The organism is Stenotrophomonas sp. Iso1, from assembly GCF_027497995.1.
Lineage (GTDB): Bacteria > Pseudomonadota > Gammaproteobacteria > Xanthomonadales > Xanthomonadaceae > Stenotrophomonas.
This window is the reverse complement of record NZ_JAODBT010000002.1, coordinates 626,820-648,466: the sequence shown is the minus strand read 5'-3', so window position 1 is coordinate 648,466 and position 21,647 is coordinate 626,820. Positions and strand designations below refer to the sequence as shown.

Sequence of the window (21,647 nt, the reverse complement as noted above, 5' to 3'; positions counted from 1 at the left end):
CGGGCGTTCGTGCATCTACGCGCGGTATTTCGGAACGCGCCTCAAACTCGCTATGCGACATCTATATCCGCTCTCTCTGGACCCCAATCACTTGGAGTTCCCCCTGCCACGCAGCATACCGTCCCGGCTGCCTTACGGAGGGCCTGCCGCCCTAGAATTTTCGCTTCACCTACATGAATGAGTGAAGGCCCCCTCCTGACTGACCGCTAGGCAGAAACCGCCACAGCACTTAGGCTTGCGCCCCGTGGATACCGCCGTGCACACCCCAACCGACGAAACGCTGATGCTGGCCTACGCGGGCGGCGATACCGAGGCGTTTGCGCAGCTGTATTCGCGCCATCGCGCACGGCTTTTTCATTACCTTTTGGGCCAACTGCGCGACCGGCCGCTGGCCGAGGAATTGTTCCAGGACATCTGGCAGAAGATGATCAATGCCCGCGCGGGCTGGAAACCCGACGCCGCATTCGCTACCTGGTTGTTCCGCATTGCCCACAATCGCCTCAACGACCATTGGCGTGCGTCGCGTCATCGACCGGCGGCACCGGATGATGCGGATGAGCGCATGGCGCACTTGGCCGATACCTGTACCCCCGAATTAGTGGCCGACGAGCAAGCCCAGCGCTTACAGCTCCGCCAGGCATTGGCCGAGCTGCCCCCCGAACAGCAGGAAGTGGTTCTGTTGCGGCTGGAGCAGGAACTGAGCCTGGAAGAAATCGGGCAGATCACCGGCGTTGGTCGGGAAACTGTCAAATCGAGGCTGCGTTATGCGATGGACAAGCTGCGCGCGAGGTTAAGCGAATGAACATCTCCGACGACATGCTGACCCCGGAAGAACGCGATCTGGCCCGCCTGCTCGGCCGTCCAGACCCTGTTGCAGGTCCGAGCGCCCGTGTCGATGCGGACATCCTGGCGATGGCGCGTGCGCCGCAGGCAGCGGCTGACCCGCAATTGCCGGCAGCCCCACAACACCTCCGGACAACGCGCTGGGGACGTCGTCGCCGCGTGTTTTCATCGCTGGCGGCCGCCGCCTCGCTGGTACTGGTGGTCGGGTTGGCCTGGCAGCTGCGCTCCTTGACGCCTCCCCCGCCGTCCCTGCAGCAGGAATCGGCCGATGAAGCCTCATCTGCCGATTCCGTGTCCGCACCTTCAAATGAAGCGCAGGTCGTTGCCGAACCCGATCCGGTAGCGCCTGCCCCGATGCAGCCCATGGTGCCGCCAGCACCTATACCTGCTGCCAAGTCAGCGCCGAAGGCCGAAACCCAGCCCATCGCGCGCGATACGCCGCCCCCATCCGCGGCAGCAGACTCCATCGCAAGCCCGGCCGGACAAGAAGCAACGGTTGCACCCTACGCGGCAGACCCGCCTGCAGCTGCTCCGGTCTATGCACCGGCTCCTCCGGCTCCCGCAGCGCCGGTTGCTGCGGCGCCACTGGCAAAGACCATCAGCGTCGAGCAAGCCAAGCAGGCAGCAACGTCTTCGGCTGAATCGCGCGAACGCGCGATGCAGTTCCGCGCGTTGCCGGCGCCACCGGCAGATCTGGCAGCGGCCAGCGGCAATATCGTTACCGAGCGCGCACAGCTGCAACCAACGATCCCGATCGACGCTGACGCCTCGCTGCCGCGCCACAAATGGCTGGGCAAGATCCGCGAACGCCGCGACAGCGGCGATATCGAGGGCGCGCGCGCCAGCCTGCGTCGTTTCACGCAGGACTATCCCGAAGCACGCATTCCCCGTGATCTTCGGCCCCTGCTCAAGGATTGAAGCCCGCCGCAGCGACCGATGCCACACCCCTTCACGGCAAGATCGGAGATACCGCCACATAAGCACCGGTTCACTCGGGAAGCCAGCGATTGGGTCGTGCATGTCCGTGCCTCTGATTGAGCTGCCAAGCGTTCGCTCGTGCCTGCCTGGTCACAAAAGCCGGAGACTGAGCTCGAACGGCGACGATCCACCCCGTCACGTGCCCAGTCGCCGGACAGTCCCATCGCCAACCACTAGAATGGCGGCAATGCTCGACACCCTTGCCGCGCCCGCCAACCACGAGTTGGAAATCAAACACAGCCGCTTCATCGCGCACGCTGCTCCCATCAGCAATGCGGGTGACGCGCTGGCATTTGTCGATGCGGTATCCGTGGCCGATGCCACCCATAATTGCTGGGCGTATCGACACGGCAACGAGTACCGTTCCAGCGACGACGGCGAACCTTCGGGCACTGCCGGCAGGCCGATCCTGGCCGCCATCGATGGCCAGGGATACGACCGCGTCGTGGTGGTGGTGACACGTTGGTACGGGGGCATCAAACTCGGCGCCGGTGGCTTGGTCCGCGCCTATGGCGGCACCGCTGCCGAATGTCTGCGGCTAGCTCAGCGCAGCCCCTTGATACCAATGGTCGAACGCATTCTGCATTGCGGCTTTGAGGACATGGGCATTGCCCATACCCTGCTGGACAGTGCTGGTGCCGAAAAACTGGACGAACAATTTCTGCCCGAAGGTCTGCGTCTGCATGTACGCCTTCCTACTGACCGCCTCGACGCGCTGGCGATCCGCCTGCGTGATGCCACCCGTGACCGCCTGCGCCTGAGCGAGCCTGACTGCAATGACTGACACACCGCACGCTGAAACTCCCTCGCCGCCACGCCTGAAGAGGCTGGGCAGCCTGCGCACCCTGTGGCCCTTCGTCCGCCGCCATGGCGGTTTGTTCAGCGCCTGGTTGATCGCGTTGGCGGTGTCCTCGACCGCTACGTTGAGTCTGCCGATGGCAGTCAAGCAGATGATTGACCACGGATTCTCTGGCGGTGGCGAAATCAATCGCGCCTTCAGCCTGCTCTTCATCGTTGCCGTGGTGCTGGCGCTGGCCACCGCAGCGCGCTTTTTCTTCGTTTCGCTGTTGGGCGAGAAAGTCGTCGCCGACCTGCGCGGCCAGTTGTACGCGCACCTGATTGGTCTGGACGCAGGCTTCCACGACCGCAACCGCAGCGGCGAGTTGGTCTCGCGCCTATCCGCCGACAGCGAACTACTGCGCAGCGTGATTGGCTCCACCATGTCGGTTGCATTGCGCAGCATGGTCACCGTCATCGGCAGCATGGTGATGTTGTTCGTCACCAGCCCGCAGCTGGCGTTGTATTCGCTGATCGGCATCCCGCTGGCCGTGCTGCCCATCGTGTTGGGTTCGCGCCGTCTGCAGAAGATATCCCGCGCCAGCCAGGATCGCGTTGCCGACGCCAATGCCTTGGCCGCCGAAACCCTGGGCGCCGTACGCACCGTGCAGGCGCATGCCCGTGAACCTTACGAACGCGGCCGCTTCGAGGACGCGCTGAAAACCTCCGTGGCCACTGCACGACGTCGCATCGGCACTCAGGCCTTCGTTACCGCCATTGCCATCGTATTGGTGTTTGGCGCCATCGTCGCAGTGCTGTGGTCCGGCGCGCACGATGTGGTCGACGGCAACATGAGTGCCGGCACGCTCGGCCAGTTCGTGCTGTACGCCCTGATCGGTGGCGGCTCGGTCGGCGCCTTGGCCGAAGTGTGGAACGAACTGCAACGTGCCGCTGGCGGCATGGGCCGTATCGCTGAATTGCTGGAAGAAAGCTCTGGCATCACAACGCCGGCCAATCCCGCGCCATTGCCTAGCCCGCTGCGTGGCGAGATCCGTTTCGAGCAGGTGTCTTTCCACTACCCGCAGCGGCCGGACCGGCCGGCACTGGAAAGTTTTGATCTGGTCGTGGCGCCGGGTGAAACGGTGGCACTGGTAGGCCCTTCCGGCGCGGGCAAGAGCACGGTGCTGTCCTTGCTGCTGCGCTTCCATGACCCGGATGCCGGCAGCGTGCGCCTGGATGGCATGGACCTGCGCCAGCTCGATCCGTCACAACTCCGCCAAAAGATCGCGCTGGTGCCGCAGCAGCCCGCATTGTTCGGCGCCAGTGCGATGGACAACATTCGCTATGGCCGGCTGGAGGCCAGCGACGAAGACGTGCGCGCCGCCGCGCGTTCGGCCGAGGCCGATGAATTCCTCAGCCAGCTGCCGGAAGGCTACGCAAGCGACCTGGGTGAACGCGGCGCGCGCTTGTCTGGCGGCCAGCAGCAGCGCATCGCGATCGCCCGTGCATTGCTCAAGGACGCGCCGGTGCTGCTGCTGGACGAAGCCACCAGTGCATTGGATGCACAGAGCGAGCGCGCAGTGCAGCAGGCGCTGGAACGCTTGATGACCGGCCGCACCACATTGGTCATCGCACATCGCCTGGCCACCGTACTCAAGGCCGACCGCATCGTGGTGATGGACCACGGCCGTATCGTCGCCCAGGGCACGCACGCCGAACTGCTGGCACAGGACGGCCTGTATGCCGAACTGGCGCGGTTGCAATTCATTGATTGAGAACGCGCTGGTAACACCGGCATAACGCCACTGGCGGCAAGCTCGGCAAGCGGTGCGCAGCCATGCACCGCGTTCCCGTACAGGAGGCAGAACCATGGCGTTTCGACAGTTCCCCGCAACCACCGACGATGGCGAAAGCTGGATCGTCATTGAGTTCAAGGATGAAGACGGCGGCGCCGCACATTCAACGCGCTATGAGTTGGCCGATGGCCGTGCACTGGTGCGCGAAGGCGGCCGTCTTTCCACGGCGGACGGCGAAGTGACGTTGTCGCTGAGCCAGCCGTATCGCGCCTGAGATGAATAGGCTTTGCCGATATGGCCCTGTATTGGTCAATATTTAGGCAACTGTCTTGACAGCCTTGTGCCCCAAGGCCTGCCGACGATTATCCACATAGTTGTGAACATCTCATCCACACCCCCTGTGGATTAGTACACACCGACATCTCACGGATTGAGACGGTTGAGAGATGTGGTCGGGCCGCGCTCACATCGAAACTCGCCGCGCCCATTCCCGCACGCTGGCAAGCAACAGCGCACCCGGGAGCGGGAAGTGGGAGATGTGCTCAGCACTCGTCGCACTGGTTCACTGCGGCATTCCGGACGCGCATGAAGTTCGCAACACCCTGCACCTCCCGAATACGCTTCGCCTTCCTGTGCGACAAACGCTGGAACGCGTTTTTACTTCTGCGAGACGACGCAAGGATCACGCATTTGCGTGACCCCTGCCGTGGAATTTCAGCGGCCCAGCACGCGGCCAATACCGCTGCGGTCAATCTCTTCGGCAGCCGCCGCCAGCACATCCGCCGCATAGGCCTGCACGAAACCCATGCGAAAATGCACTTCACCCGTCGGCGTGCGCGAGGAATGAATCGAAGCCAGGCTGATGCCGTGGCGCTCGAACACGTGCAGCAACTCGCGCAATGAACCCGGGCGATCTTCCGGCAGATGCACGCTCATCGCGCGTTGGTCAGTCAAATCGGCCAGCAGATAACCCACACGTTCAAAGCTGTAGTTGCCATCACGCAATGTCTGTTCGCCCAGCGCCTCACGGTTGTCACTGAGGAACTGCTGGCGGAACGCTGCACGTGCGGTGTCATCACCTTCGGCCAGCAAGGCACGCAGCCGGCCCAACTGATCCAACAGGTGATCCAGCACCTCGCCCGCATGCGGGTTACCGAACTGGATGTCTTCGTAGATGGCCGGGTTCAAAGTCAGGATGCGCGAGATGATGGCCGCATCCAGTTCGAACGCCGCCGAGCGGTACGGCATCAACTCCTGCAACTGGCCCAGCAACGGCGCGTACTCACGCAGTACGCCGGCCTGCGCCAGATGCGTGGCGTGCACCATCGCCTGCACCAAAGCCATTACCCGGTCGTGGTGCTCGGCAGTGCCGCGCACGCACTCGGCCTGCAGGGCAATGCACAGTTCGTCCAGCCACACCTGCCAATGCGCATCCAGTCGCGCCTCGCAGACCACCATTACCCGGCCCTTGAGCGTTGGCGCCTTGGGTGGCGCAGTCATCGGGTGCAGCCCCGCTACCGATGCCTGCGATTCCAGCATCGCGGCCACCGGCTCAGCCTTCACTGAAGTGACATCCAGCCATAGCCGCCCACGCTCGCGCCCTGCCGACTGCCGCACGTAGTCACGTATCAGTGCCGGCGTGCAGCGGATGGGGGCCGAGAACAGCAGTACATCGGCCTGCTCAAGCAGTTGTTCCGGCGTCTGTGATTCAGGGTCGACCGGATCGTGGCCGATGACCTCCCACCCCATGCGTGTCTCAAAAAAAGCACGCAGCCAGCGCCCATAAGCACCACCACTGCCCACGATGCCGATCAGCGGGCGCGTTGCAGGATGCGGGCTCACGCCAACCGCTCAGCGCGGAAGCGATGCGGCGTCGCCAACGCCGCCGGCACTGCGGCCAGCACATCGAACTCTTCAACGCCGTCGCTGAGCGTGACCTCCAGCGCCGCGTGTACACCGGCAATGGCACGCCCCACTGAATCCTCGAACGTATGGCCTTTGATCAGGAAGGCCACCAACAGCGACATCAGCACATCACCGGTACCGGCGACATCCACCGGCAGATGCGGCGAGGTCCAGCGCCAGATTTCTTCACGGCCAATCGCCAACGTCACCAACTCGCCCGGATCACCGGACACCGAATGCGCAATCACCCATTCCGGGCCGCGCTCAAGCAGCTTGCGTGAAGCGGCGATGGCATCCTCCTGCTCCAGCGCCGGCATGCCGGTGAGGCGGCCCAGCTCGAATGCATTGGGCGTCACCAACCACGCATGCGGCAGCAGACGCTCGGCGAACACGCGCTCCAGACCCGGCTCGACATAGGGACCGGTGTGCGTGTCACCGATTACCGGATCCAGGCAGTAACGCAGGCCCGGCGATTGCGGCAGTACCTCGTCCAGCCAATCGGCGAACGCGGTGCCGTTTTCAACGCTACCGAAGTAGCCGGACACCAGCATTTTGGCGCGCTGCGGTAGACCGCGCTCTTGGGTGCCTAACAGCAGATCGGCAAACCAATCTGCCGGTAGCACGCGCCCGCGCAACGTCGCGTAGAAAGGCGCATTGCTCAACAAGGTGGTGGGAATTTCCGCCACGCGTAGGCCCAGCGCGCGCAATGGAGGCACCGCTGCACTGTTGCCGGCGTGACCGTAAACCAATTGCGATTGGACGGAAATCACGTCTACCGGCAGCGGCCCATCAGGGCGTTGCCGGCGACCGTGCACTAGATGGCTATGGTCGACTTCATTCATGGCTGCATTCTACGTCCGCGTACTGGCCTGCGGCTGTAGTCGATTGCGCGCGCAACCAATGCCGAACGCCACAACGCAAAAACCGCAGCGAGCTGCGGTTTTTACGACGGTGCAATGCCGAGCCATGCGCGGCAGGAACACTGCCGATAACGCCTCAACGGAGCGCGGCTCCGCTTACGGTTTCACTCAGGACTTCATGCGTTCCCAGAAGCCCTTCACGCCGTCAAGGAAGGTCGCTGATTTCGGCGAGTGCTTGCGCGCATCGTCACCACTGAAGCTTGCCTCGAACTGCTCCAGCAACTTGCGCTGGTCGGCAGTGAGGTTAACCGGCGTTTCCACCACGATGCGGCAATACAGATCACCCTCGGTACGGCTGCGCACCGACTTGACGCCCTTGCCTCGCAGACGGAACAGCTTGCCTGTCTGGGTTTCGGCCGGGATACGGATTTCCGCCTCGCCGCCCAGTGTGCCCACGCGTATCGCATCGCCCAATGCCGCCTGTGAAATGCGGATCGGCACTTCGCAGTGCAGGTCGTCGCCATCACGGGTGAAGATGGGATGGTCGCGCACGCGCACTTCCACATACAGATCACCTGCGGGCGTACCCGCTGGGCCTGCTTCGCCCTCGCCCTGCAGACGGATGCGATCACCGGTATCCACGCCTGCCGGCACTTTTACCGACAGCACCTTGTCTTCCTCGACACGGCCATTGCCGTGGCAGGTATGACAGGGCTTGGCGATAATCTGGCCGCGACCGTCACAGTTGTGGCAAGCCTGCTGCATGGCGAAGATGCCGCGCTGCACACGCACCTGGCCGCGACCACCGCAGACGTTGCAGGTGTCCACCTTGCCGTCTTCCGAGCCACTGCCATCGCAGTCGCCACACTCGGCCAAGGTCGGGATTTCGATGCGACGCTCGACGCCGGCCACCGCTTCTTCCAGATCCAGCTCCATCACGTAGCCGATGTCGGCACCGCGACGCGGCTGGCGCGGACCGCCGCCACCACCGCCAAAAATGTTGCCGAAGATATCGCCAAAGATATCGTTCATGTCCGGGCCGCCCGGGCCGCCACCGCCGCCGCCCATGCCGTGCTCGAACGCAGCGTGGCCGTGGGCGTCGTACATGCGCCGCTTGTTGCCGTCAGACAGCGTTTCGTAGGCTTCCTTGCACTCCTTGAAGGAGGCTTCGGCGCCAGCATCACCCGGGTTGCGATCCGGGTGGAACTTCATCGCGCAGCGACGGTAGGACTTCTTCAGCTCCTCGTCGGTGGCGGTGCGGGCTACGCCCAGTACTTCGTAATAGTCGCGCTTGCTCATTTCGGGAATCGGGTTCCGTGGCTCGGGATTCGTCAAAACAAAGGAGCGGAACCGCTTCCGCCCCTCTGCTGGGCGCCCCGACGTCGGCTTGCCCGTTTGTCAGGACCAGGTGTTACAGGACAGGAAAGGGGCGATGGCCGAAACCATCACCCCGTTTTCCTGTTTGATCAGGACTTCTTGTCGTCCTTGACCTCGGTGAACTCGGCATCCACCACGTCATCGGCTGCCTGGCTTGCAGCAGCGGCATCTGGTGCCGCGCCGCCCTGCTCGCCTGCCGAAGCAGCGGCGTACAGTGCCTGACCGGCTTCTTCCAACGCCTTGGCGCGGGCTTCGATCTGAGCCTTGTCGTCGCCCTTCATCGCCGTTTCCAGGTCTGCCAACGCGGCTTCAACCTTGCCGATCACATCGCCACCGACCTTGCTGCCGTGCTCAGTGATGGCACTGCGGGTGGCGTGGATCAAGCCATCGGCCTGGTTGCGGGTCTGCACCAGCTCCTGGAACTTCTTATCTTCTTCGCGGTTGGCTTCCGCGTCGGCGACCATGCGTGCGATCTCCTCCTCGGACAGACCCGAACCGGCCTTGATCTCGACCTTCTGTTCCTTGTTGGTCTTCTTGTCCTTGGCCGACACGTGCAGGATGCCGTTGGCGTCGATGTCGAAGGACACCTCAACCTGCGGCATGCCGCGCGGTGCCGGCTCGATGCCGGACAGGTCGAACTTGGCCAGCGACTTGTTGTAACGGGCCTGCTCGCGCTCACCCTGGAGCACGTGCACGGTCACCGCCGACTGGTTGTCTTCAGCGGTCGAGAACGTCTGCGACGCCTTGGTCGGGATGGTGGTGTTCTTCTCGATGATCTTGGTGAACACACCGCCCATGGTTTCGATACCCAGCGACAGCGGGGTCACGTCCAGCAGCAGCACATCCTTGACGTCACCGCCCAGCACGCCGCCCTGGATCGCAGCACCCAGTGCCACAGCTTCGTCCGGGTTGACGTCCTTGCGCGGTTCCTTGCCGAAGAACTCGGTCACGGCCTGCTGAACCTTCGGCATGCGGGTCTGGCCACCGACCAGGATCACTTCGCTGATGTCGCTGGTGCGCAGACCGGCGTCGTTCAACGCAATGCGGCACGGCTCGATCGAGCGCTTGATCAGCTCTTCCACCAGTGCTTCCAGCTTGGCGCGGGTCAGCTTGATGTTCAGGTGCTTCGGGCCCGACGCATCAGCGGTGACGTACGGCAGATTCACTTCGGTCTGCTGTGCGGTCGACAACTCGATCTTGGCGCGCTCAGCAGCATCCTTCAGGCGCTGCAGCGCCAACGGATCCTTGCGCAGGTCGATGCCCTGGTCCTTGTTGAACTCATCAACCAGGTATTCGATGACGCGGTTGTCGAAATCTTCGCCGCCCAGGAAGGTGTCGCCGTTGGTGGCCAGCACTTCAAACTGCTTCTCACCGTCAACGTTGGCGATCTCGATGATCGACACGTCGAAGGTACCGCCGCCCAGGTCGTACACAACGATCTTGCGATCCTTGTTGTCACCCTTATCCAGGCCATAAGCCAGCGCAGCCGCGGTCGGCTCGTTGATGATGCGCTTGACGTCCAGGCCCGCAATGCGGCCAGCGTCCTTGGTCGCCTGGCGCTGACTGTCGTTGAAGTAGGCCGGCACGGTGATGACCGCTTCGGTGACCTTCTCACCGAGGAAATCTTCGGCGGTCTTCTTCATCTTTTCCAGCACGCGCGCGGAAATTTCCTGCGGCGCCATCTTCTTGTCGTCGCTGGTCTGTACCCAGGCGTCGCCGTTGTCATGGGCCAGGATGCCGTACGGCACGTGCGCGATGTCTTTCTGCACTTCGGCGTCAGTGAACTTGCGGCCGATCAGGCGCTTCACTGCGTAGAAGGTGTTCTTCGGGTTGGTGACTGCCTGGCGCTTGGCCGAGGCACCCACCAACACTTCGCCGTCCTTGGTGTAGGCGACGATGGAAGGCGTGGTGCGGTCGCCCTCCGAGTTTTCGATGACGCGGGCTTTGCCGCCGTCCATGATCGCCACGCACGAGTTGGTGGTGCCGAGGTCGATACCAATGATCTTGCCCATGGGAGGACTCCTAAGAATTTTGGTGCCGGCAGTTGCCGGGGATGAATGGGATGTGGGGGGCGGCGCGGTGACATTCAAGCCATCCCCGGAACACTGATTGCTGTTGGCCGGCGCCGTTTAACCAGCGGCCAGCCAGATGGGTCAGTCGACCCGGGCCACCACTACCAGCGCCGGCCGTAGCAGGCGCTCGTTGAGCAGGTAGCCCTTCTGGAACACCTGGACCACGCTGCCGGGGGCCGCGCCATTGGCGTCAACCTGGCTGATGGCCTGGTGGTGTTCCGGGTTGAAGGCCTCGCCCACCGGGTTCAGCAGGACCAAACCGTTGTCGGCGGCCACTTTCAGCAGCTGTTTGTAGGTCAACTCCATGCCTTCGCGTAGCGGATTAGGCTCCGTGCCAGCGGCAGCGAGGCCAGCATCCAGGCTGTCGAACACCGGCAGCAGCTCGCCCAGCAGCTTCTCGTTGGCGAACTTGCGGGCCTGGTCGACATCACGGGCCACACGACGGCGCTGGTTTTCCAGGTCGGCGCGCTCGCGCAGTGCGTCCGCCTTGACCTGCTCCAGCTCGGCGCGCAGGGCTTGGATCTGCGCTTCGTGCTGATCGGGCAACGCGCCATCAGCACCGGTTTCAAGATTGGTTTCGAGGTGATCTTGGTTCATTTCCGGTTCCCTGGCGGAGGTTCTGCCCGCCTACCCCGCCCCGTATGTGGGCGTTGCCGCCGGTTTCAAGGTTTTGGCTCATCCTTTGAGACAGTGCGTCGCTATCCTGCGCCGGCTAGCACCTTCTGCATTGACCTGCCCGGCGCACATGCTAGCTTTGCCCGGCCCCACTAGCTGCCAGCCATGCTCAAACATCTTTCGATCAAGGATTTTGCCGTTGTCCGTGCCACCGAGCTGGAGTTTGGGCCGGGCATGACCGTTGTTTCGGGTGAAACCGGGGCGGGTAAATCGCTCATGGTTGACGCGCTTGGCTTTCTGTCCGGCTTGCGTGCCGATTCAGGTGTGGTCCGCCACGGCGCCAGCCGCGCCGAGCTATCTGCCGAATTCAGCCTCGAGGCCGACATGCCCGCCCGTCAATGGCTGCGCGACAACGAGCTCGACGATGAAGACCAATGCCAGCTGCGCCGGGTGATCCGAGCGGACGGTGGCTCACGCGCCTTCATCAATGGCCGCCCGGTGCCGGTATCGCAGCTGTCCGAGCTGGCAGCCTTCCTGGTCGAAATCCACGGCCAACACGACCAGCAGGCGTTGCTTTCACGCCCTAGCCAGCTGTCGCTACTGGATGCCTTTGCCCGCAACGACGCCGAACGTGCTGCCGTGCGCGCCGCGGCTGTCACGTGGCAGGCCCTGCTGGACGAGCGCGACGCGCTGTCCCAGCAAGGTGACGTCTCGGACCGCATCGGCTTCCTTGAACATCAACAAGGTGAACTGCAGCGCGAGGAACTGGAGCCGGCCGCCATCGCCAACCTCGCCAGCAGCCACCGCCGCCAGGCCCATTCCACTGCCTTGATCGAAGCCTGCCAGCGCGCGGGCGGCCTGCTCAATGGCGACGACTCCCCGTCCCTGCTCTCCCTGTTGCAGCAGGTACGCAACGAACTTGCGCGCGTCAGCCAGCACGACAGCCGTCTGGGCGAGGTCGACAACATGCTCGACGCTGCCAGCATTCAGTTGGATGAAGCACTGGCGCAGTTGGACCGCGTACAGGACGACCTGGACAGCGACCCGGACGCCTTCGAGGAAATCGAGCGCCGCCTTGGCCGCCTGCATGACCTGGCACGCAAACACCGCGTACCGATGGAGGAGCTCGCCAGCGCCCGCGACCGTATCGAAACCGAGCTGGAACAGCTGCGTGGCGCCGACGAGCGACTGGCCAAGCTGGCCGGCGAAATCGATAAGGCTGCCAGCCACTGGCAGGCCCAGGCCGCCCAACTGAGCCAAAGTCGCGAAACCGCCGCCAAAGCCCTTTCAGAAACCACCACCGCGCTGATCGGCGAGCTGGGCATGGGCGGCGGCCAGTTCCTGATCGCACTGGAGCCGCAAGCACAGCTGCGCCCGGACCCCAATGGCGCCGAGCGGGTCGAATTTCTGGTTGCCGCCAATGCCGGCCAGCCGCCGCGCGCCCTGCGCAAGGTTGCTTCGGGCGGTGAGCTGTCACGCATCTCGCTGGCCATCGAAGTAGCCGCCCTTGGGCTGGATGCGGTGCCAACCATGGTGTTCGACGAAGTGGATTCGGGCATCGGCGGCGCCATCGCCGACATCGTCGGCAAGAAGCTGCGCGCCCTCGGTGAACGCCGCCAGGTGCTCTGCGTCACCCACCTGCCGCAGGTCGCCTCCAAGGGCCACTCGCACTACCGGGTCAGCAAGGCCCCGGTGGAGGGCATGACCCAAAGCGCCGTGGAACTGCTTGACGCCAAGGGCCGCGAAGAAGAGCTGGCCCGCATGCTCGGCGGCGCCGAGGTCAGCAAAGAAGCCCGCGCAGCCGCTCGCAAGTTGCTGACCGAAGCCTGAAAAAGCCCCGCCCGCTCAAAGCCCCTCTCCCGTAAAACGGGAGAGGGATTGGGGTGAGGACAAGGCAGTTCGCAAGGAACCGCCAGAACCAAGCCCCCTAACCTCACCCCAAAACGAAAAACACCGGCACAAGGCCGGTGTTTTTGTTCGCATCGAAATCCGCGCCGAAGCACTACCTGAGCTCAACGCCGCTTCTTGCGCACGTACAGCACCAGCGAATGCTCTTCCAGTTCGTAGCCGTGATCGGCTGCGATCTTGCGCTGCAACTGCTCGATCTCGTGGCTCTCGAACTCGATGATCTTGCCAGTGTCCATATCCACCATGTGATCGTGGTGGGCGCCGCGGTCCAGCTCATAAACCGCCTGGCCGCCTTCGAAGTTGTGCTTGAGCACCAGTCCGGCTGCTTCAAACTGGGTGAGCACACGGTAAACCGTGGCCAGGCCAATCTCATCGCCGCAATCAAGCAGCTTCCGATAGATGTCTTCGGCGGTGAGGTGGTGTTGTGGGGTGTTTTGCTCAAGCAGGGCAAGGATACGCATCCGGGGATGCGTCACCTTCAAGCCGACTTTGCGCAGGTCATTGGATTCCATGGCCATCGTGTTCATTGGCGGTTTTCCCGCCAGTTATCTCCGGTCAGATCGCGCTGGGTGCCGGGGAGTGTATCATCGGCTCGATATCCTAAATCGCCCTACCCAATGCGCAACCTCCTGTTGATCGCCGTAGTCGCTCTGTCCACCACCGGCTGCGGCATCATCTACAAGCAGCCCATTTACCAAGGCAACCTCATTCGCGAGCAATCCGTGGCTCAGCTTCAGGCTGGCCAGAGCAAGCAGCAGGTCAATGCGCTGCTTGGCACGCCGTCCATTCCCGACCCCTTCCACGCGCAGCGCTGGGACTACACCGCCAGCCAGCGCGTTGATCGCCTCGGCCGCACTGAAGTGAAGAACTTCACGGTGTTCTTCGAGAACGATCAGGTGTCGCGCTGGGAAGGTGACTACTTCCCGACCCAGGACGCTGAGCTCGCCCGCAAGAGCGTGCGCCAGTTCGGCCGCAACCTGGCCAAGGACAAGAAGAAGCGCGGCGGCCGCTAAGCAATACCGCCGCTTGAAGACTCAATCGCCGCCGCGCGCACGCCGGCGGCGATTTTCTTTGGGGTCGGCCAACAAGGGCCGCAGCAACTCCACACGATCTCCGTCTTGCAGCAGCTGCTGTGGCCGTGCCAGCAGGCCGTGGACGGCATAGGCCACGGCCTCACCGTTCACATCCAGCGCGGCCAGCTCCACCGCATCGGACACCACGCAGCCATCAGGCAGCTCCAGCTCCTGCCGTTGATAGCGGCCCGGCCACGCCAGTACAACCTCAACGCGCACGCTCACTCCTCCTGGTCGGCCACACGCACGAAATCGTTGACCATCCGATCGGCAAGGCCTTGGAAACCCAGTGCCAGCGCCGGCCCTAACAGTCGCGAGGTCGGCTCGAACTCCAGCTCCAGGGTCACCTTGCAGGCGTTGTCCGCCAGCGGCTGGAAATCCCAGCGGCCGTGCAGGCGCTTGAACGGCCCATCGCGCAGCTGCATATCTATGCTGCGCGGGCGCTGCAACGTGTTTTCGGTCATGAACCAGGTGCGGAACGCGCCCAGCCCCAGATCCAGCCGCGCAACCAGCTTGCCATCCCCTTGTTCGAGGATGTCCGCTCTGTCACACCAGCGGAACCGGCGCGGATAGGCGGAGACGTCATTGACCAGGTCAAACATGCGTTCGGCAGAGTGTTCGACCAGAGCGCTTCGGCGGATGGTAGGCATGAGGAATACGATGGATATCCGGAATGCCTCCGAATCGGAGACAATACGTAAATGAGCAAGAACACCGGCAAGGATAAAGCAAAGAGCGCGACGGCCGACAAAACCATCGCGTTGAATAAGCGTGCACGTCACGAATACCACCTTGAAGAGCGTTTCGAGGCCGGTCTGGTGCTGCAGGGCTGGGAGATCAAGGCCATCCGCGCTGGGCGTGGCAACATGACCGACGCCTACGCCTACGTGAGGGATGGCGAGATATTCCTCATCGGCGCCCAGATCACACCGCTGATCCAGGCCTCCACCCACACCGTTCCCGAAGACCGTCGCCAGCGGAAGCTGCTGCTGCACCGGCGCGAGATCGACAAGCTGATCGGCCGCATCGAACGCGATGGCTACACGCTGGTGCCCACCGCGATGTACTGGAGCAAGAACAAAATCAAGCTCGAGATCGCGCTGGCCAAGGGCAAACAGGCCCACGACAAGCGTGACAGCGCCAAGGATCGCGACTGGGCCATTGAGAAACAGCGCGCCCTGCGTAATCACAACCGCAACGCCTGATGCGCTCCTGCGCGCCGCAGCAAGCCAGTGCGCAGGACATCACGACGCTGTGCGAACGTCTGCTGGCCTTCAATCGCAAGGCCAGCGGCCACGACTTCAATGAAACCCCCTTGCAACTGGCCTGCCATGACACGCACGGCCAGCTTTGTGCTGGCCTGCTGGCGGACATCTGCGCCGGCTGGCTGAGCATCCACGTTCTTTGGGTTGACCCGGAGCACCGTGGCAGCAGCCTAGGCACCGCATTACTGGCCGAGGCGGAACAACAGGCCCGGACCGCCGGCGCCCACAGCGTCCTGCTCGATACTTTCGACTGGCAAGCGGAAGGCTTTTATCTACGGCAGGGCTACAGCGTGTTCGGACGGCTCGATGACTACCCGCCCGGCCATCAGCGCATCTATCTGCGCAAATCGCTTCAGGCCAGCCCGGGTACAAATACCCCCTGATCAATCAGGCAGCAGTGTGCGCGTGTGCCATATCCACGCCACCTAACCGTAGAGCGCCCGCCGCTCCCCTTTTCGGGCCGGCACAGACGTCAAGGCTGCATGCAACACTGACAACATGATCACCTGCGCCAACTCCACCTGCTTGCGATCATCACCCGCCAGCCAAAGACGCGCATCTTCCGCCGCAGAAGTCGGCAGCAACGCAAGAACGTCAGCATCATTCATCGCGTCCACCACACACTGAATCTGCCGCGACAGTCGCATGATGCTCCAGGTAACAACCATCACCTGCCCGATTGCAGCCAGCACGCAGCCAACGGCAAGTCGCCCAAACGCAGCAGCATCCAGGCCAGACCACTCCGGCTGAAAGACCAGCAGCATCAACGCAGCCAGCCACTGCCAGCCACCGAAGCGGCGTCGCACCCGCGTCATTCGCTGAACCATGCTGCCGCAAAGCAGCAACAGGGTAATTGCCAACAGAGGCAGGTGGGACGCCCCGGTCACAAGCCCGGCACCCAGTAAGCCCATCAACAGCACATAAGCCGATGGCAGCGGCAACGCCCTGCGCCGATAGACGATCCCCGGGCGCCCCACCAGCGCCGTCAGGCTTCGGGAGAGTTGCGTCACTTGCATGGATGCCTTGCCTTTAATGGTCCGCCGGGCAAATGCTCACGCCCTTGATGTCGCAGAAAGGTCGCCCCAGCGTTAACCCGCGTGGCTGCCCACACATGATGCGTGACCATTCAGCTTGTTTGCCGTACCATCGGCCCTGCTCAGCGAGGCTTTGGTCACTAATCTGGCTTGCCAGATACCCAAAGTGCTTATGGCTCTACGTCTAACCGGGGGTGCACTGTCCTCCTTAGACCGCCCGCAAGCAGCAACGAATTCCGATAAAACTAAAGCCCGCCAAGCACTTATGTTCGGCGGGCTTTTTCGTTGTATTGCTCCAATCGGGCCTGATTGGGCATGTTTTGGCAGCGTTTGGTCAGCTTTTTGGTCAGCTTTTAAAACGGACCAAGCAAGACCCCACGAGAAGGCGCGGGCAAGCTACCCAGCAATGCTTGAATAGGCGACGCGCGCTGCCTATAACACCTGCACGTATGTGAAGGAGTGTTTTCGCCATGGCTAACGGCCCGTCGTTTATCCAAACTGTAACCCCCGCAATCATCGGCCTGATCGGCGTTGGCGTCGGTGGTGCTTTGACAACTTGGCGTGAGCGCAGCACAGAAAAGCGAATAGAAATAAAAGACGCCGCGCTTCTAGCCGCGGTCATCGGCGGAGAGCTTGATGGGTTTATTGCTGCATGCAATGAAGTAGTGCAGGACGATGGCGAGACCAATCCTGATACTGGCTTCTGGGAAGAGACGACAGCCACACCTACCTTCGACCCGTCAAAATATGATGTTGAGTGGCGCTCCATCCATGAAAAAATCATGTTCGACATCCACGACCTCCCCTACCAAATCAGCTTTTCCAACGGAGCGATAAGAGCTGTCGGAGAACACGATTCGCCTCCGGACTTCAGCGACTGGTTTCAGGAACGTCAGTATCAGTATGCAAGGCTGGGCCTGCATTGTTTGGACATCTTGGAACGACTTCGTGGTTCGGCGAAACTCGTGCCCCGTCCAAAAACCTACGAGTGGAATCCTCGACAGATCTTCCAAGACAAGATTGAAGCAATCGAACTGCGCAAAGCCGAGTCGCAGGGAAGCGGTTCTACCTAAATTTTGCGACTAAGTTGGTTAACATCCAGGACTGGAGAAAGCCGCGAGCCAGCAAACCTTTGTCAGCTCCAGCGATCTACCATGTCAAGGTGCAGGGACATTAAGAAAATCATGCACTAAGCGCGACAGCGCGCGACACGCAGCGACACGGAAAACCGCATCCTGCCGTGGTCGCGATACGGCAGCGATGCCACGCCGATGACAATAGCCCGCGGTAGGTGAGCCACAGGCTAGAGGCCCCTTGCAGCAAACCTGAATATCTCACACAGTGCATCCCCTCGAACTTTTCATTCTCTTGGGAGATGGCAATGGAAGCCGACAAGACCACCACAGTCAAAGTGTCGGGCCCACCTAGGGATCCGAAGGATTTAATGCGCATGAGCGCGGGCGATGCCGCCCTGGCCCTGACAAACGCCGGTCTGCAATTAATTCCTTTCGTTGGCTCAGCGGTCAGTGCACTGGTTCAGATGGCCATTCAGACGCCACTGCAAAACCGAGTCACGGCCTTCATCACCGAATTAGACTCCGAAGTGCGGGCACAGAGCGACAAACTTGGATGCCTTCCCGATCAGCTTTACGAATCAGCTATCTATTCGTCGGCTCTGATCAGCTGCACGCACATTGCACTCCTTACCCAAGAACCAGCGAAGATCGACGCCCTAAAAGCCGCCATGCTCAATGTCGCCCTCGATGCTACGCCAGATGAAGCGGTCAATCAGATGCGAATTGCGGCATTGCGGGATATGACTTCCGTGCACATAAAGCTCTTGCGGCTTTACATCCAACATACGGACGAGAAGGCCCCATATGGCCCGGCTCGCGAGGGCAAGACTCTCGCGGACTTGCTGCCATTCCATTTTCGCGAAGCTCGCCGAGCCACGTTTGAGGAGGGGCCGGGCGATGCATATTTGGACAGGGCATGCTGCGAGCTCGAATCCTCCGGCCTCATCGAACCCACCGATGAAGTAGCTCCGATCTATCGCCTGTCAGCTACTAGTGACATGGACCCGAAGCGGCGAACCACCAACTACAACGAGATGCGGCCCACGGAATTCGGCCGCGAATTGGCGGATTTCATTTCACGCAAATCCTGATTCATCTACCAGCGGCATCCTTGATCCTGCCGCGCTCAGCCTCCCGCCGGTAAGCAATGTCGGCCGTCTCGGCTCGCAGCCTGTCTAGTACCTGGTCGCCTGGATCTCGATCCGTCCCCCGCTGCTCGAAGCTGCTGCAGTCACGCTTATGGGCCACGACCTACGAAAAACAGGCGCGCGAGCAGCGGGTTTCAGCGATCGGCTCAAACTGCTTTTCGCAACCGCAGACCCTATCGACCACACCACTGCCTCTCGCGCGGCACGCCATCGCCGTCCCCATCCATCTTGGTGTTGAGACAGTGGTGGGTGAAGTAGGTCTGCGCCGAAGCTGGTACCAAGGCCAGCACCTCTGGACTCCGTCTTGCGCTGCTTGACCGCATCAAACTCAAGAAAGGCGTCATCAATAGGAAGCCATGAGCCTGCAGCCCGCCTGACCGCTGCGCGATTACATCCCTAATGCGCTGGTAGCATTACGCAACTTCAGCCGCCAACGCGAGTCGCCGCTGTCCAGCATGCTTCCACCGATTCCGCCGGCACCGGGTAGCGCAAGAGAAGTGTTCTTGGTCTTCCTGCGCCTGGGGTTGACGTCATTTGGCGGCCCCATTGCCCATCTGGCCTATTTCCGCGACGAGTTCGTCAGGCGGCGCGGCTGGTTGGATGATGCCCACTTTGCGCAGTTGCTGTCCGTGTGCCAGTTCCTGCCAGGACCGGCCAGCAGTCAGATGGGCTTCGCGATCGGCCTGTTTCGTGGTGGCTGGCTTGGGGCGCTGGCAGCCTTCATGGCATTCACGCTGCCGTCGGCCCTGCTGATGTTCGGCTTCGCTGCGGTAGCACCGCAGCTTGGGCAAGGCTTTGGTGCGGCTGCCGTACATGGCTTGAAACTGGTCGCGGTAGTCGTAGTCGCACACGGCTTGGTTGGCATGATGCGACAACTAACACCGGACGCACCTCGTGCGCTGATCGCAGCGGGCTCGGTCGGCCTGATCGTGTTGACTGATGGAGCTTGGGCGCAACTAAGTGCGATTTCACTTGGCGGGATGCTTGGAACGCACCTATGTCGGCACGTGGCCGCACCGGCAACAGCAGGCTTTCCCCTGCGCTATGGTCGTCGCGGGGGACTCGCTTTCCTGACCATATTCCTGATTGGCCTGGCTGGCTCGCTGATGTGGCCGTCCACGGATGCACCCACCACCGGAGCACTGTCCGCCGCGTTCTACAAGGCCGGAGCATTGGTGTTCGGCGGCGGTCACGTCGTGCTTTCACTGCTGCAGCAGGCGGTAGTCGACACCGGCTGGGTGCGCCCAGACAGGTTCCTTTCCGGCTACGGAGCGGCGCAGGCGATGCCAGGGCCGATGTTCTCCCTGGCAGCATTCCTTGGCGCTGAAGTACCTTTGGGCTTGCCTGATGCGGCGGGCGCGACAATCGCTTTGCTAGCCATGTTTCTACCAGGCTTCCTGCTTCTATTGGCGGTGTTGCCGATGTGGGAGCGCTTGGCACAGCGACCTTGGGCCGCCAGCACGATGGCCGGCATCAATGCTGCAGTTGTTGGATTGCTGCTTGCGGCGTTCTACGACCCAGTCTGGACTGAAGGTGTGCACGGCACGGTCGATTTCGCCATTGCTGCGATTGGGTTTGCGCTACTAGCATCCAAGCGGGTTTCTGCTTTATGGATTGTTCTCTGGTGCGTAACAGCATCCATCGTGGTGAGCCTGATCGAATAGTCGTAGCACCTGAGCTCTGCCACTTCCAGCACCGATTCAGTAGTGCCTAAAAGGGTGCTTCGGTCCGCATCAACTTGCATCATCGACTCTGCTGGATAAAGCAGCTCGCTGCCTGAAAACCCTCTCTTTTTCATCAAAGTGAAGGTCTATTCTTATGAATTGCTCGCGTCCGATAGCTATCGCTAACGCCACCTCCTCCCCTCCAGATTTAGGCTTGCGTGTGGGAGCAACACTATTCCCCTCCCCGATGCAGACGCGTGCCAAGTAGACGCAGCGGTAGTTGTGCACCCCTTGCTCCGACGTGATTTTTCGCACCCCCTCCTCATCGGTTGGAAAGTAGGTTGTCCAAGTTGGCCAACCCGGTCGCGGCTCGAACTCAGTGATCCCGTCGTCTTCGCTAAAGTGCGCCAGACATAGAACCTCTGAAGATCCATCTTCTGCGACAACAGGAAGTTGCTGCACCAGCATCTGAGCAAGTGCAGAAAGCTTGCACTTTGTCATCCGCGTAGAAAACATGCGGAACCTATTCATCCGAATTCCCGTTTTAAGCGCCTTAGCGCCCCCTTCAGCGATCCTATTTCAGTAGGTACGGACCAACAAGCCGGGAGTAAGACTTTCCCTACAGCCATTAAGGGAAAATCCCCATGGACTCAGAGAAGCCCTGACACGAGGATCCATATCTTCCCGTGCAGCCACATAGGTGGATGCCTATGAGCTACGAAAGCCTGCGTGCCAGTTTCGACAACCTGGCCTATGAAATCGTCGTCCAAGGATTTGCACTGAGCCCGACCGAGCGCAGCAGCAAAATGCAGGAGCTCTGCCTTCTTGCCGCTACGGTCATGCTTGAGGTTGAGGGTTCAGAGGACGAAGTGAAGATCCTCTGCAGCCTGGACGGAATCATGCATCGGGCACACAGCCTGATCAGCGCACTTGAGCAGTGCGAGGATCTCCGCGCGAAGACTGCCCGCAACTACATAGGCAGCCTCTACGCGTCCGTCAAATGACGGGGCTACTGATCCTACCGTGCTCAACCGCCGAAGGTGAGCAATGTCGGCCGTCTCGACTCGCAGTCAGTCGCTCAGAGCACTCCAATTCGAATTCAAACGAAACATTAACAAGCCCCCAGTAAGCTGCGTCCGCAATCACCAAACGATCAAGGAGGATTGTTCCGGATTCGATCTCTCAAATGCGGATAAATCAAACTGACTATATGGCGGCTTAGCTCAGCACCTCCAATCGTTTTCTATCGTTGAGAG

General features: G+C 61.7%; 23 protein-coding genes. 13 read left to right on the top strand and 10 right to left on the bottom strand.

The window, feature by feature from the left end; translation table 11 throughout:
• Positions 1 to 244 precede the first annotated feature (244 nt).
• The 5 genes from PAN08_RS11875 to PAN08_RS11855 all read left to right on the top strand — a co-directional run bounded on the left by PAN08_RS11875 (position 245) and on the right by PAN08_RS11855 (position 4,668).
• Positions 245 to 802 carry an RNA polymerase sigma factor gene (locus PAN08_RS11875; protein WP_269791694.1) on the top strand — a complete coding sequence of 186 codons (558 nt, stop codon included), beginning with the start codon at positions 245 to 247 and terminating at the stop codon, positions 800 to 802.
• Positions 799 to 1,761: a hypothetical protein gene (locus tag PAN08_RS11870; protein WP_269791693.1), complete on the top strand. Its 963-nt coding sequence runs from the start codon at positions 799 to 801 to the stop codon at positions 1,759 to 1,761. The genes PAN08_RS11875 and PAN08_RS11870 overlap by 4 nt, the downstream gene beginning before the upstream one ends.
• Positions 1,762 to 2,008: 247 nt before the next feature.
• Entirely contained in the window at positions 2,009 to 2,605 is a 597-nt protein-coding gene (locus PAN08_RS11865) for a YigZ family protein (RefSeq protein WP_269791692.1), read from the top strand.
• Positions 2,598 to 4,373: an ABC transporter transmembrane domain-containing protein gene (locus tag PAN08_RS11860; protein ID WP_269791691.1), complete on the top strand. Its 1,776-nt coding sequence runs from the start codon at positions 2,598 to 2,600 to the stop codon at positions 4,371 to 4,373. Before PAN08_RS11865 ends, PAN08_RS11860 begins: the two co-directional genes overlap by 8 nt.
• Before the next feature lie 94 nt (positions 4,374 to 4,467).
• Positions 4,468 to 4,668 carry a hypothetical protein gene (locus PAN08_RS11855; RefSeq protein ID WP_269791690.1) on the top strand — a complete coding sequence of 67 codons (201 nt, stop codon included), beginning with the start codon at positions 4,468 to 4,470 and terminating at the stop codon, positions 4,666 to 4,668.
• 440 nt (positions 4,669 to 5,108) lie between these two features.
• Here the strand turns inward: PAN08_RS11855 and PAN08_RS11850 are convergent, their stop codons facing one another.
• The 5 genes from PAN08_RS11850 to grpE all read right to left on the bottom strand — a co-directional run bounded on the left by PAN08_RS11850 (position 5,109) and on the right by grpE (position 11,205).
• Positions 5,109 to 6,236: a prephenate dehydrogenase gene (locus PAN08_RS11850; RefSeq protein WP_269791689.1), complete on the bottom strand. Its 1,128-nt coding sequence runs from the start codon at positions 6,234 to 6,236 to the stop codon at positions 5,109 to 5,111.
• A complete protein-coding gene (gene pdxY, locus PAN08_RS11845) occupies positions 6,233 to 7,141 on the bottom strand; it encodes a pyridoxal kinase (RefSeq protein WP_269791688.1) in 909 nt (302 codons plus the stop codon). Before pdxY ends, PAN08_RS11850 begins: the two co-directional genes overlap by 4 nt.
• 186 nt (positions 7,142 to 7,327) lie before the next feature.
• Positions 7,328 to 8,458 (bottom strand): molecular chaperone DnaJ, encoded by a 1,131-nt coding sequence (gene dnaJ, locus PAN08_RS11840; RefSeq protein ID WP_269791687.1) that lies wholly within the window; start codon positions 8,456 to 8,458, stop codon positions 7,328 to 7,330.
• A gap of 167 nt (positions 8,459 to 8,625) precedes the next feature.
• Positions 8,626 to 10,548, bottom strand: a complete 1,923-nt coding sequence (dnaK, locus tag PAN08_RS11835; protein ID WP_269791686.1) for a molecular chaperone DnaK — start codon at positions 10,546 to 10,548, stop codon at positions 8,626 to 8,628.
• Between the two features lie 141 nt (positions 10,549 to 10,689).
• Positions 10,690 to 11,205: a nucleotide exchange factor GrpE gene (grpE, locus tag PAN08_RS11830; RefSeq protein WP_269791685.1), complete on the bottom strand. Its 516-nt coding sequence runs from the start codon at positions 11,203 to 11,205 to the stop codon at positions 10,690 to 10,692.
• A 183-nt stretch (positions 11,206 to 11,388) separates the two neighbouring features.
• Here grpE and recN point away from each other — a divergent pair, with 183 nt between their 5' ends.
• Positions 11,389 to 13,053, top strand: coding sequence for a DNA repair protein RecN (gene recN, locus PAN08_RS11825; RefSeq protein WP_269791684.1), 1,665 nt, complete (start codon positions 11,389 to 11,391; stop codon positions 13,051 to 13,053).
• 182 nt (positions 13,054 to 13,235) lie between these two features.
• On the opposite strand, the gene fur is transcribed toward recN, so the two are convergent.
• Positions 13,236 to 13,643, bottom strand: coding sequence for a ferric iron uptake transcriptional regulator (gene fur / locus PAN08_RS11820; RefSeq protein WP_269791915.1), 408 nt, complete (start codon positions 13,641 to 13,643; stop codon positions 13,236 to 13,238).
• Positions 13,644 to 13,748: 105 nt separating this feature from the next.
• Between fur and bamE the strand changes: the two genes are divergently transcribed.
• Positions 13,749 to 14,144: an outer membrane protein assembly factor BamE gene (gene bamE / locus PAN08_RS11815; RefSeq protein ID WP_057636039.1), complete on the top strand. Its 396-nt coding sequence runs from the start codon at positions 13,749 to 13,751 to the stop codon at positions 14,142 to 14,144.
• A 21-nt stretch (positions 14,145 to 14,165) separates the two neighbouring features.
• Here the strand turns inward: bamE and PAN08_RS11810 are convergent, their stop codons facing one another.
• Together PAN08_RS11810 and PAN08_RS11805 are read right to left on the bottom strand one after the other, a co-directional pair.
• Positions 14,166 to 14,423 carry an RnfH family protein gene (locus PAN08_RS11810; protein WP_269791683.1) on the bottom strand — a complete coding sequence of 86 codons (258 nt, stop codon included), beginning with the start codon at positions 14,421 to 14,423 and terminating at the stop codon, positions 14,166 to 14,168.
• A gap of 2 nt (positions 14,424 to 14,425) precedes the next feature.
• A complete protein-coding gene (locus PAN08_RS11805) occupies positions 14,426 to 14,854 on the bottom strand; it encodes a type II toxin-antitoxin system RatA family toxin (RefSeq protein WP_269791682.1) in 429 nt (142 codons plus the stop codon).
• 51 nt (positions 14,855 to 14,905) lie between these two features.
• On the opposite strand from PAN08_RS11805, the gene smpB reads away from it, so the two are divergent.
• Positions 14,906 to 15,409 (top strand): SsrA-binding protein SmpB, encoded by a 504-nt coding sequence (gene smpB / locus PAN08_RS11800; RefSeq protein WP_269791681.1) that lies wholly within the window; start codon positions 14,906 to 14,908, stop codon positions 15,407 to 15,409.
• On the top strand, positions 15,409 to 15,852 hold the full coding sequence (locus PAN08_RS11795) for a GNAT family N-acetyltransferase (protein ID WP_269791680.1): 444 nt from the start codon (positions 15,409 to 15,411) through the stop codon (positions 15,850 to 15,852). The genes smpB and PAN08_RS11795 overlap by 1 nt, the downstream gene beginning before the upstream one ends.
• A gap of 42 nt (positions 15,853 to 15,894) precedes the next feature.
• Here PAN08_RS11795 and PAN08_RS11790 read toward each other — a convergent pair whose 3' ends face one another.
• Positions 15,895 to 16,389 (bottom strand): hypothetical protein, encoded by a 495-nt coding sequence (locus PAN08_RS11790; protein WP_269791679.1) that lies wholly within the window; start codon positions 16,387 to 16,389, stop codon positions 15,895 to 15,897.
• A 584-nt stretch (positions 16,390 to 16,973) separates the two neighbouring features.
• Between PAN08_RS11790 and PAN08_RS11785 the strand changes: the two genes are divergently transcribed.
• From PAN08_RS11785 to chrA, 3 genes are all read left to right on the top strand, one after another.
• Positions 16,974 to 17,576 carry a hypothetical protein gene (locus tag PAN08_RS11785; RefSeq protein ID WP_269791678.1) on the top strand — a complete coding sequence of 201 codons (603 nt, stop codon included), beginning with the start codon at positions 16,974 to 16,976 and terminating at the stop codon, positions 17,574 to 17,576.
• 308 nt (positions 17,577 to 17,884) lie between these two features.
• Positions 17,885 to 18,670 carry a hypothetical protein gene (locus tag PAN08_RS11780; RefSeq protein ID WP_269791677.1) on the top strand — a complete coding sequence of 262 codons (786 nt, stop codon included), beginning with the start codon at positions 17,885 to 17,887 and terminating at the stop codon, positions 18,668 to 18,670.
• Between the two features lie 554 nt (positions 18,671 to 19,224).
• Positions 19,225 to 20,391 (top strand): chromate efflux transporter, encoded by a 1,167-nt coding sequence (gene chrA / locus PAN08_RS11775; protein WP_269791914.1) that lies wholly within the window; start codon positions 19,225 to 19,227, stop codon positions 20,389 to 20,391.
• Positions 20,392 to 20,460: 69 nt separating this feature from the next.
• Here the strand turns inward: chrA and PAN08_RS11770 are convergent, their stop codons facing one another.
• On the bottom strand, positions 20,461 to 20,922 hold the full coding sequence (locus PAN08_RS11770; RefSeq protein WP_269791676.1) for a hypothetical protein: 462 nt from the start codon (positions 20,920 to 20,922) through the stop codon (positions 20,461 to 20,463).
• A 179-nt stretch (positions 20,923 to 21,101) separates the two neighbouring features.
• Here PAN08_RS11770 and PAN08_RS11765 point away from each other — a divergent pair, with 179 nt between their 5' ends.
• Entirely contained in the window at positions 21,102 to 21,395 is a 294-nt protein-coding gene (locus PAN08_RS11765) for a hypothetical protein (RefSeq protein WP_269791675.1), read from the top strand.
• Positions 21,396 to 21,647: the final 252 nt, after the last annotated feature.

Coding starts and splice junctions, on each gene's coding strand:
- PAN08_RS11860 (WP_269791691.1), top strand. CDS start 2,598: ATGACTGACACACCGCACGCTGAAACTCCCTCGCCGCCACGCCTGAAG.
- PAN08_RS11795 (WP_269791680.1), top strand. CDS start 15,409: ATGCGCTCCTGCGCGCCGCAGCAAGCCAGTGCGCAGGACATCACGACG.
- PAN08_RS11805 (WP_269791682.1), bottom strand. CDS start 14,854: ATGCCTACCATCCGCCGAAGCGCTCTGGTCGAACACTCTGCCGAACGC.
- bamE (WP_057636039.1), top strand. CDS start 13,749: ATGCGCAACCTCCTGTTGATCGCCGTAGTCGCTCTGTCCACCACCGGC.
- fur (WP_269791915.1), bottom strand. CDS start 13,643: ATGGAATCCAATGACCTGCGCAAAGTCGGCTTGAAGGTGACGCATCCC.
- PAN08_RS11765 (WP_269791675.1), top strand. CDS start 21,102: ATGAGCTACGAAAGCCTGCGTGCCAGTTTCGACAACCTGGCCTATGAA.
- PAN08_RS11785 (WP_269791678.1), top strand. CDS start 16,974: ATGGCTAACGGCCCGTCGTTTATCCAAACTGTAACCCCCGCAATCATC.
- dnaJ (WP_269791687.1), bottom strand. CDS start 8,458: ATGAGCAAGCGCGACTATTACGAAGTACTGGGCGTAGCCCGCACCGCC.
- pdxY (WP_269791688.1), bottom strand. CDS start 7,141: ATGAATGAAGTCGACCATAGCCATCTAGTGCACGGTCGCCGGCAACGC.
- recN (WP_269791684.1), top strand. CDS start 11,389: ATGCTCAAACATCTTTCGATCAAGGATTTTGCCGTTGTCCGTGCCACC.
- dnaK (WP_269791686.1), bottom strand. CDS start 10,548: ATGGGCAAGATCATTGGTATCGACCTCGGCACCACCAACTCGTGCGTG.
- grpE (WP_269791685.1), bottom strand. CDS start 11,205: ATGAACCAAGATCACCTCGAAACCAATCTTGAAACCGGTGCTGATGGC.
- PAN08_RS11865 (WP_269791692.1), top strand. CDS start 2,009: ATGCTCGACACCCTTGCCGCGCCCGCCAACCACGAGTTGGAAATCAAA.
- PAN08_RS11770 (WP_269791676.1), bottom strand. CDS start 20,922: ATGAATAGGTTCCGCATGTTTTCTACGCGGATGACAAAGTGCAAGCTT.
- PAN08_RS11855 (WP_269791690.1), top strand. CDS start 4,468: ATGGCGTTTCGACAGTTCCCCGCAACCACCGACGATGGCGAAAGCTGG.
- smpB (WP_269791681.1), top strand. CDS start 14,906: ATGAGCAAGAACACCGGCAAGGATAAAGCAAAGAGCGCGACGGCCGAC.
- PAN08_RS11870 (WP_269791693.1), top strand. CDS start 799: ATGAACATCTCCGACGACATGCTGACCCCGGAAGAACGCGATCTGGCC.
- PAN08_RS11780 (WP_269791677.1), top strand. CDS start 17,885: ATGGAAGCCGACAAGACCACCACAGTCAAAGTGTCGGGCCCACCTAGG.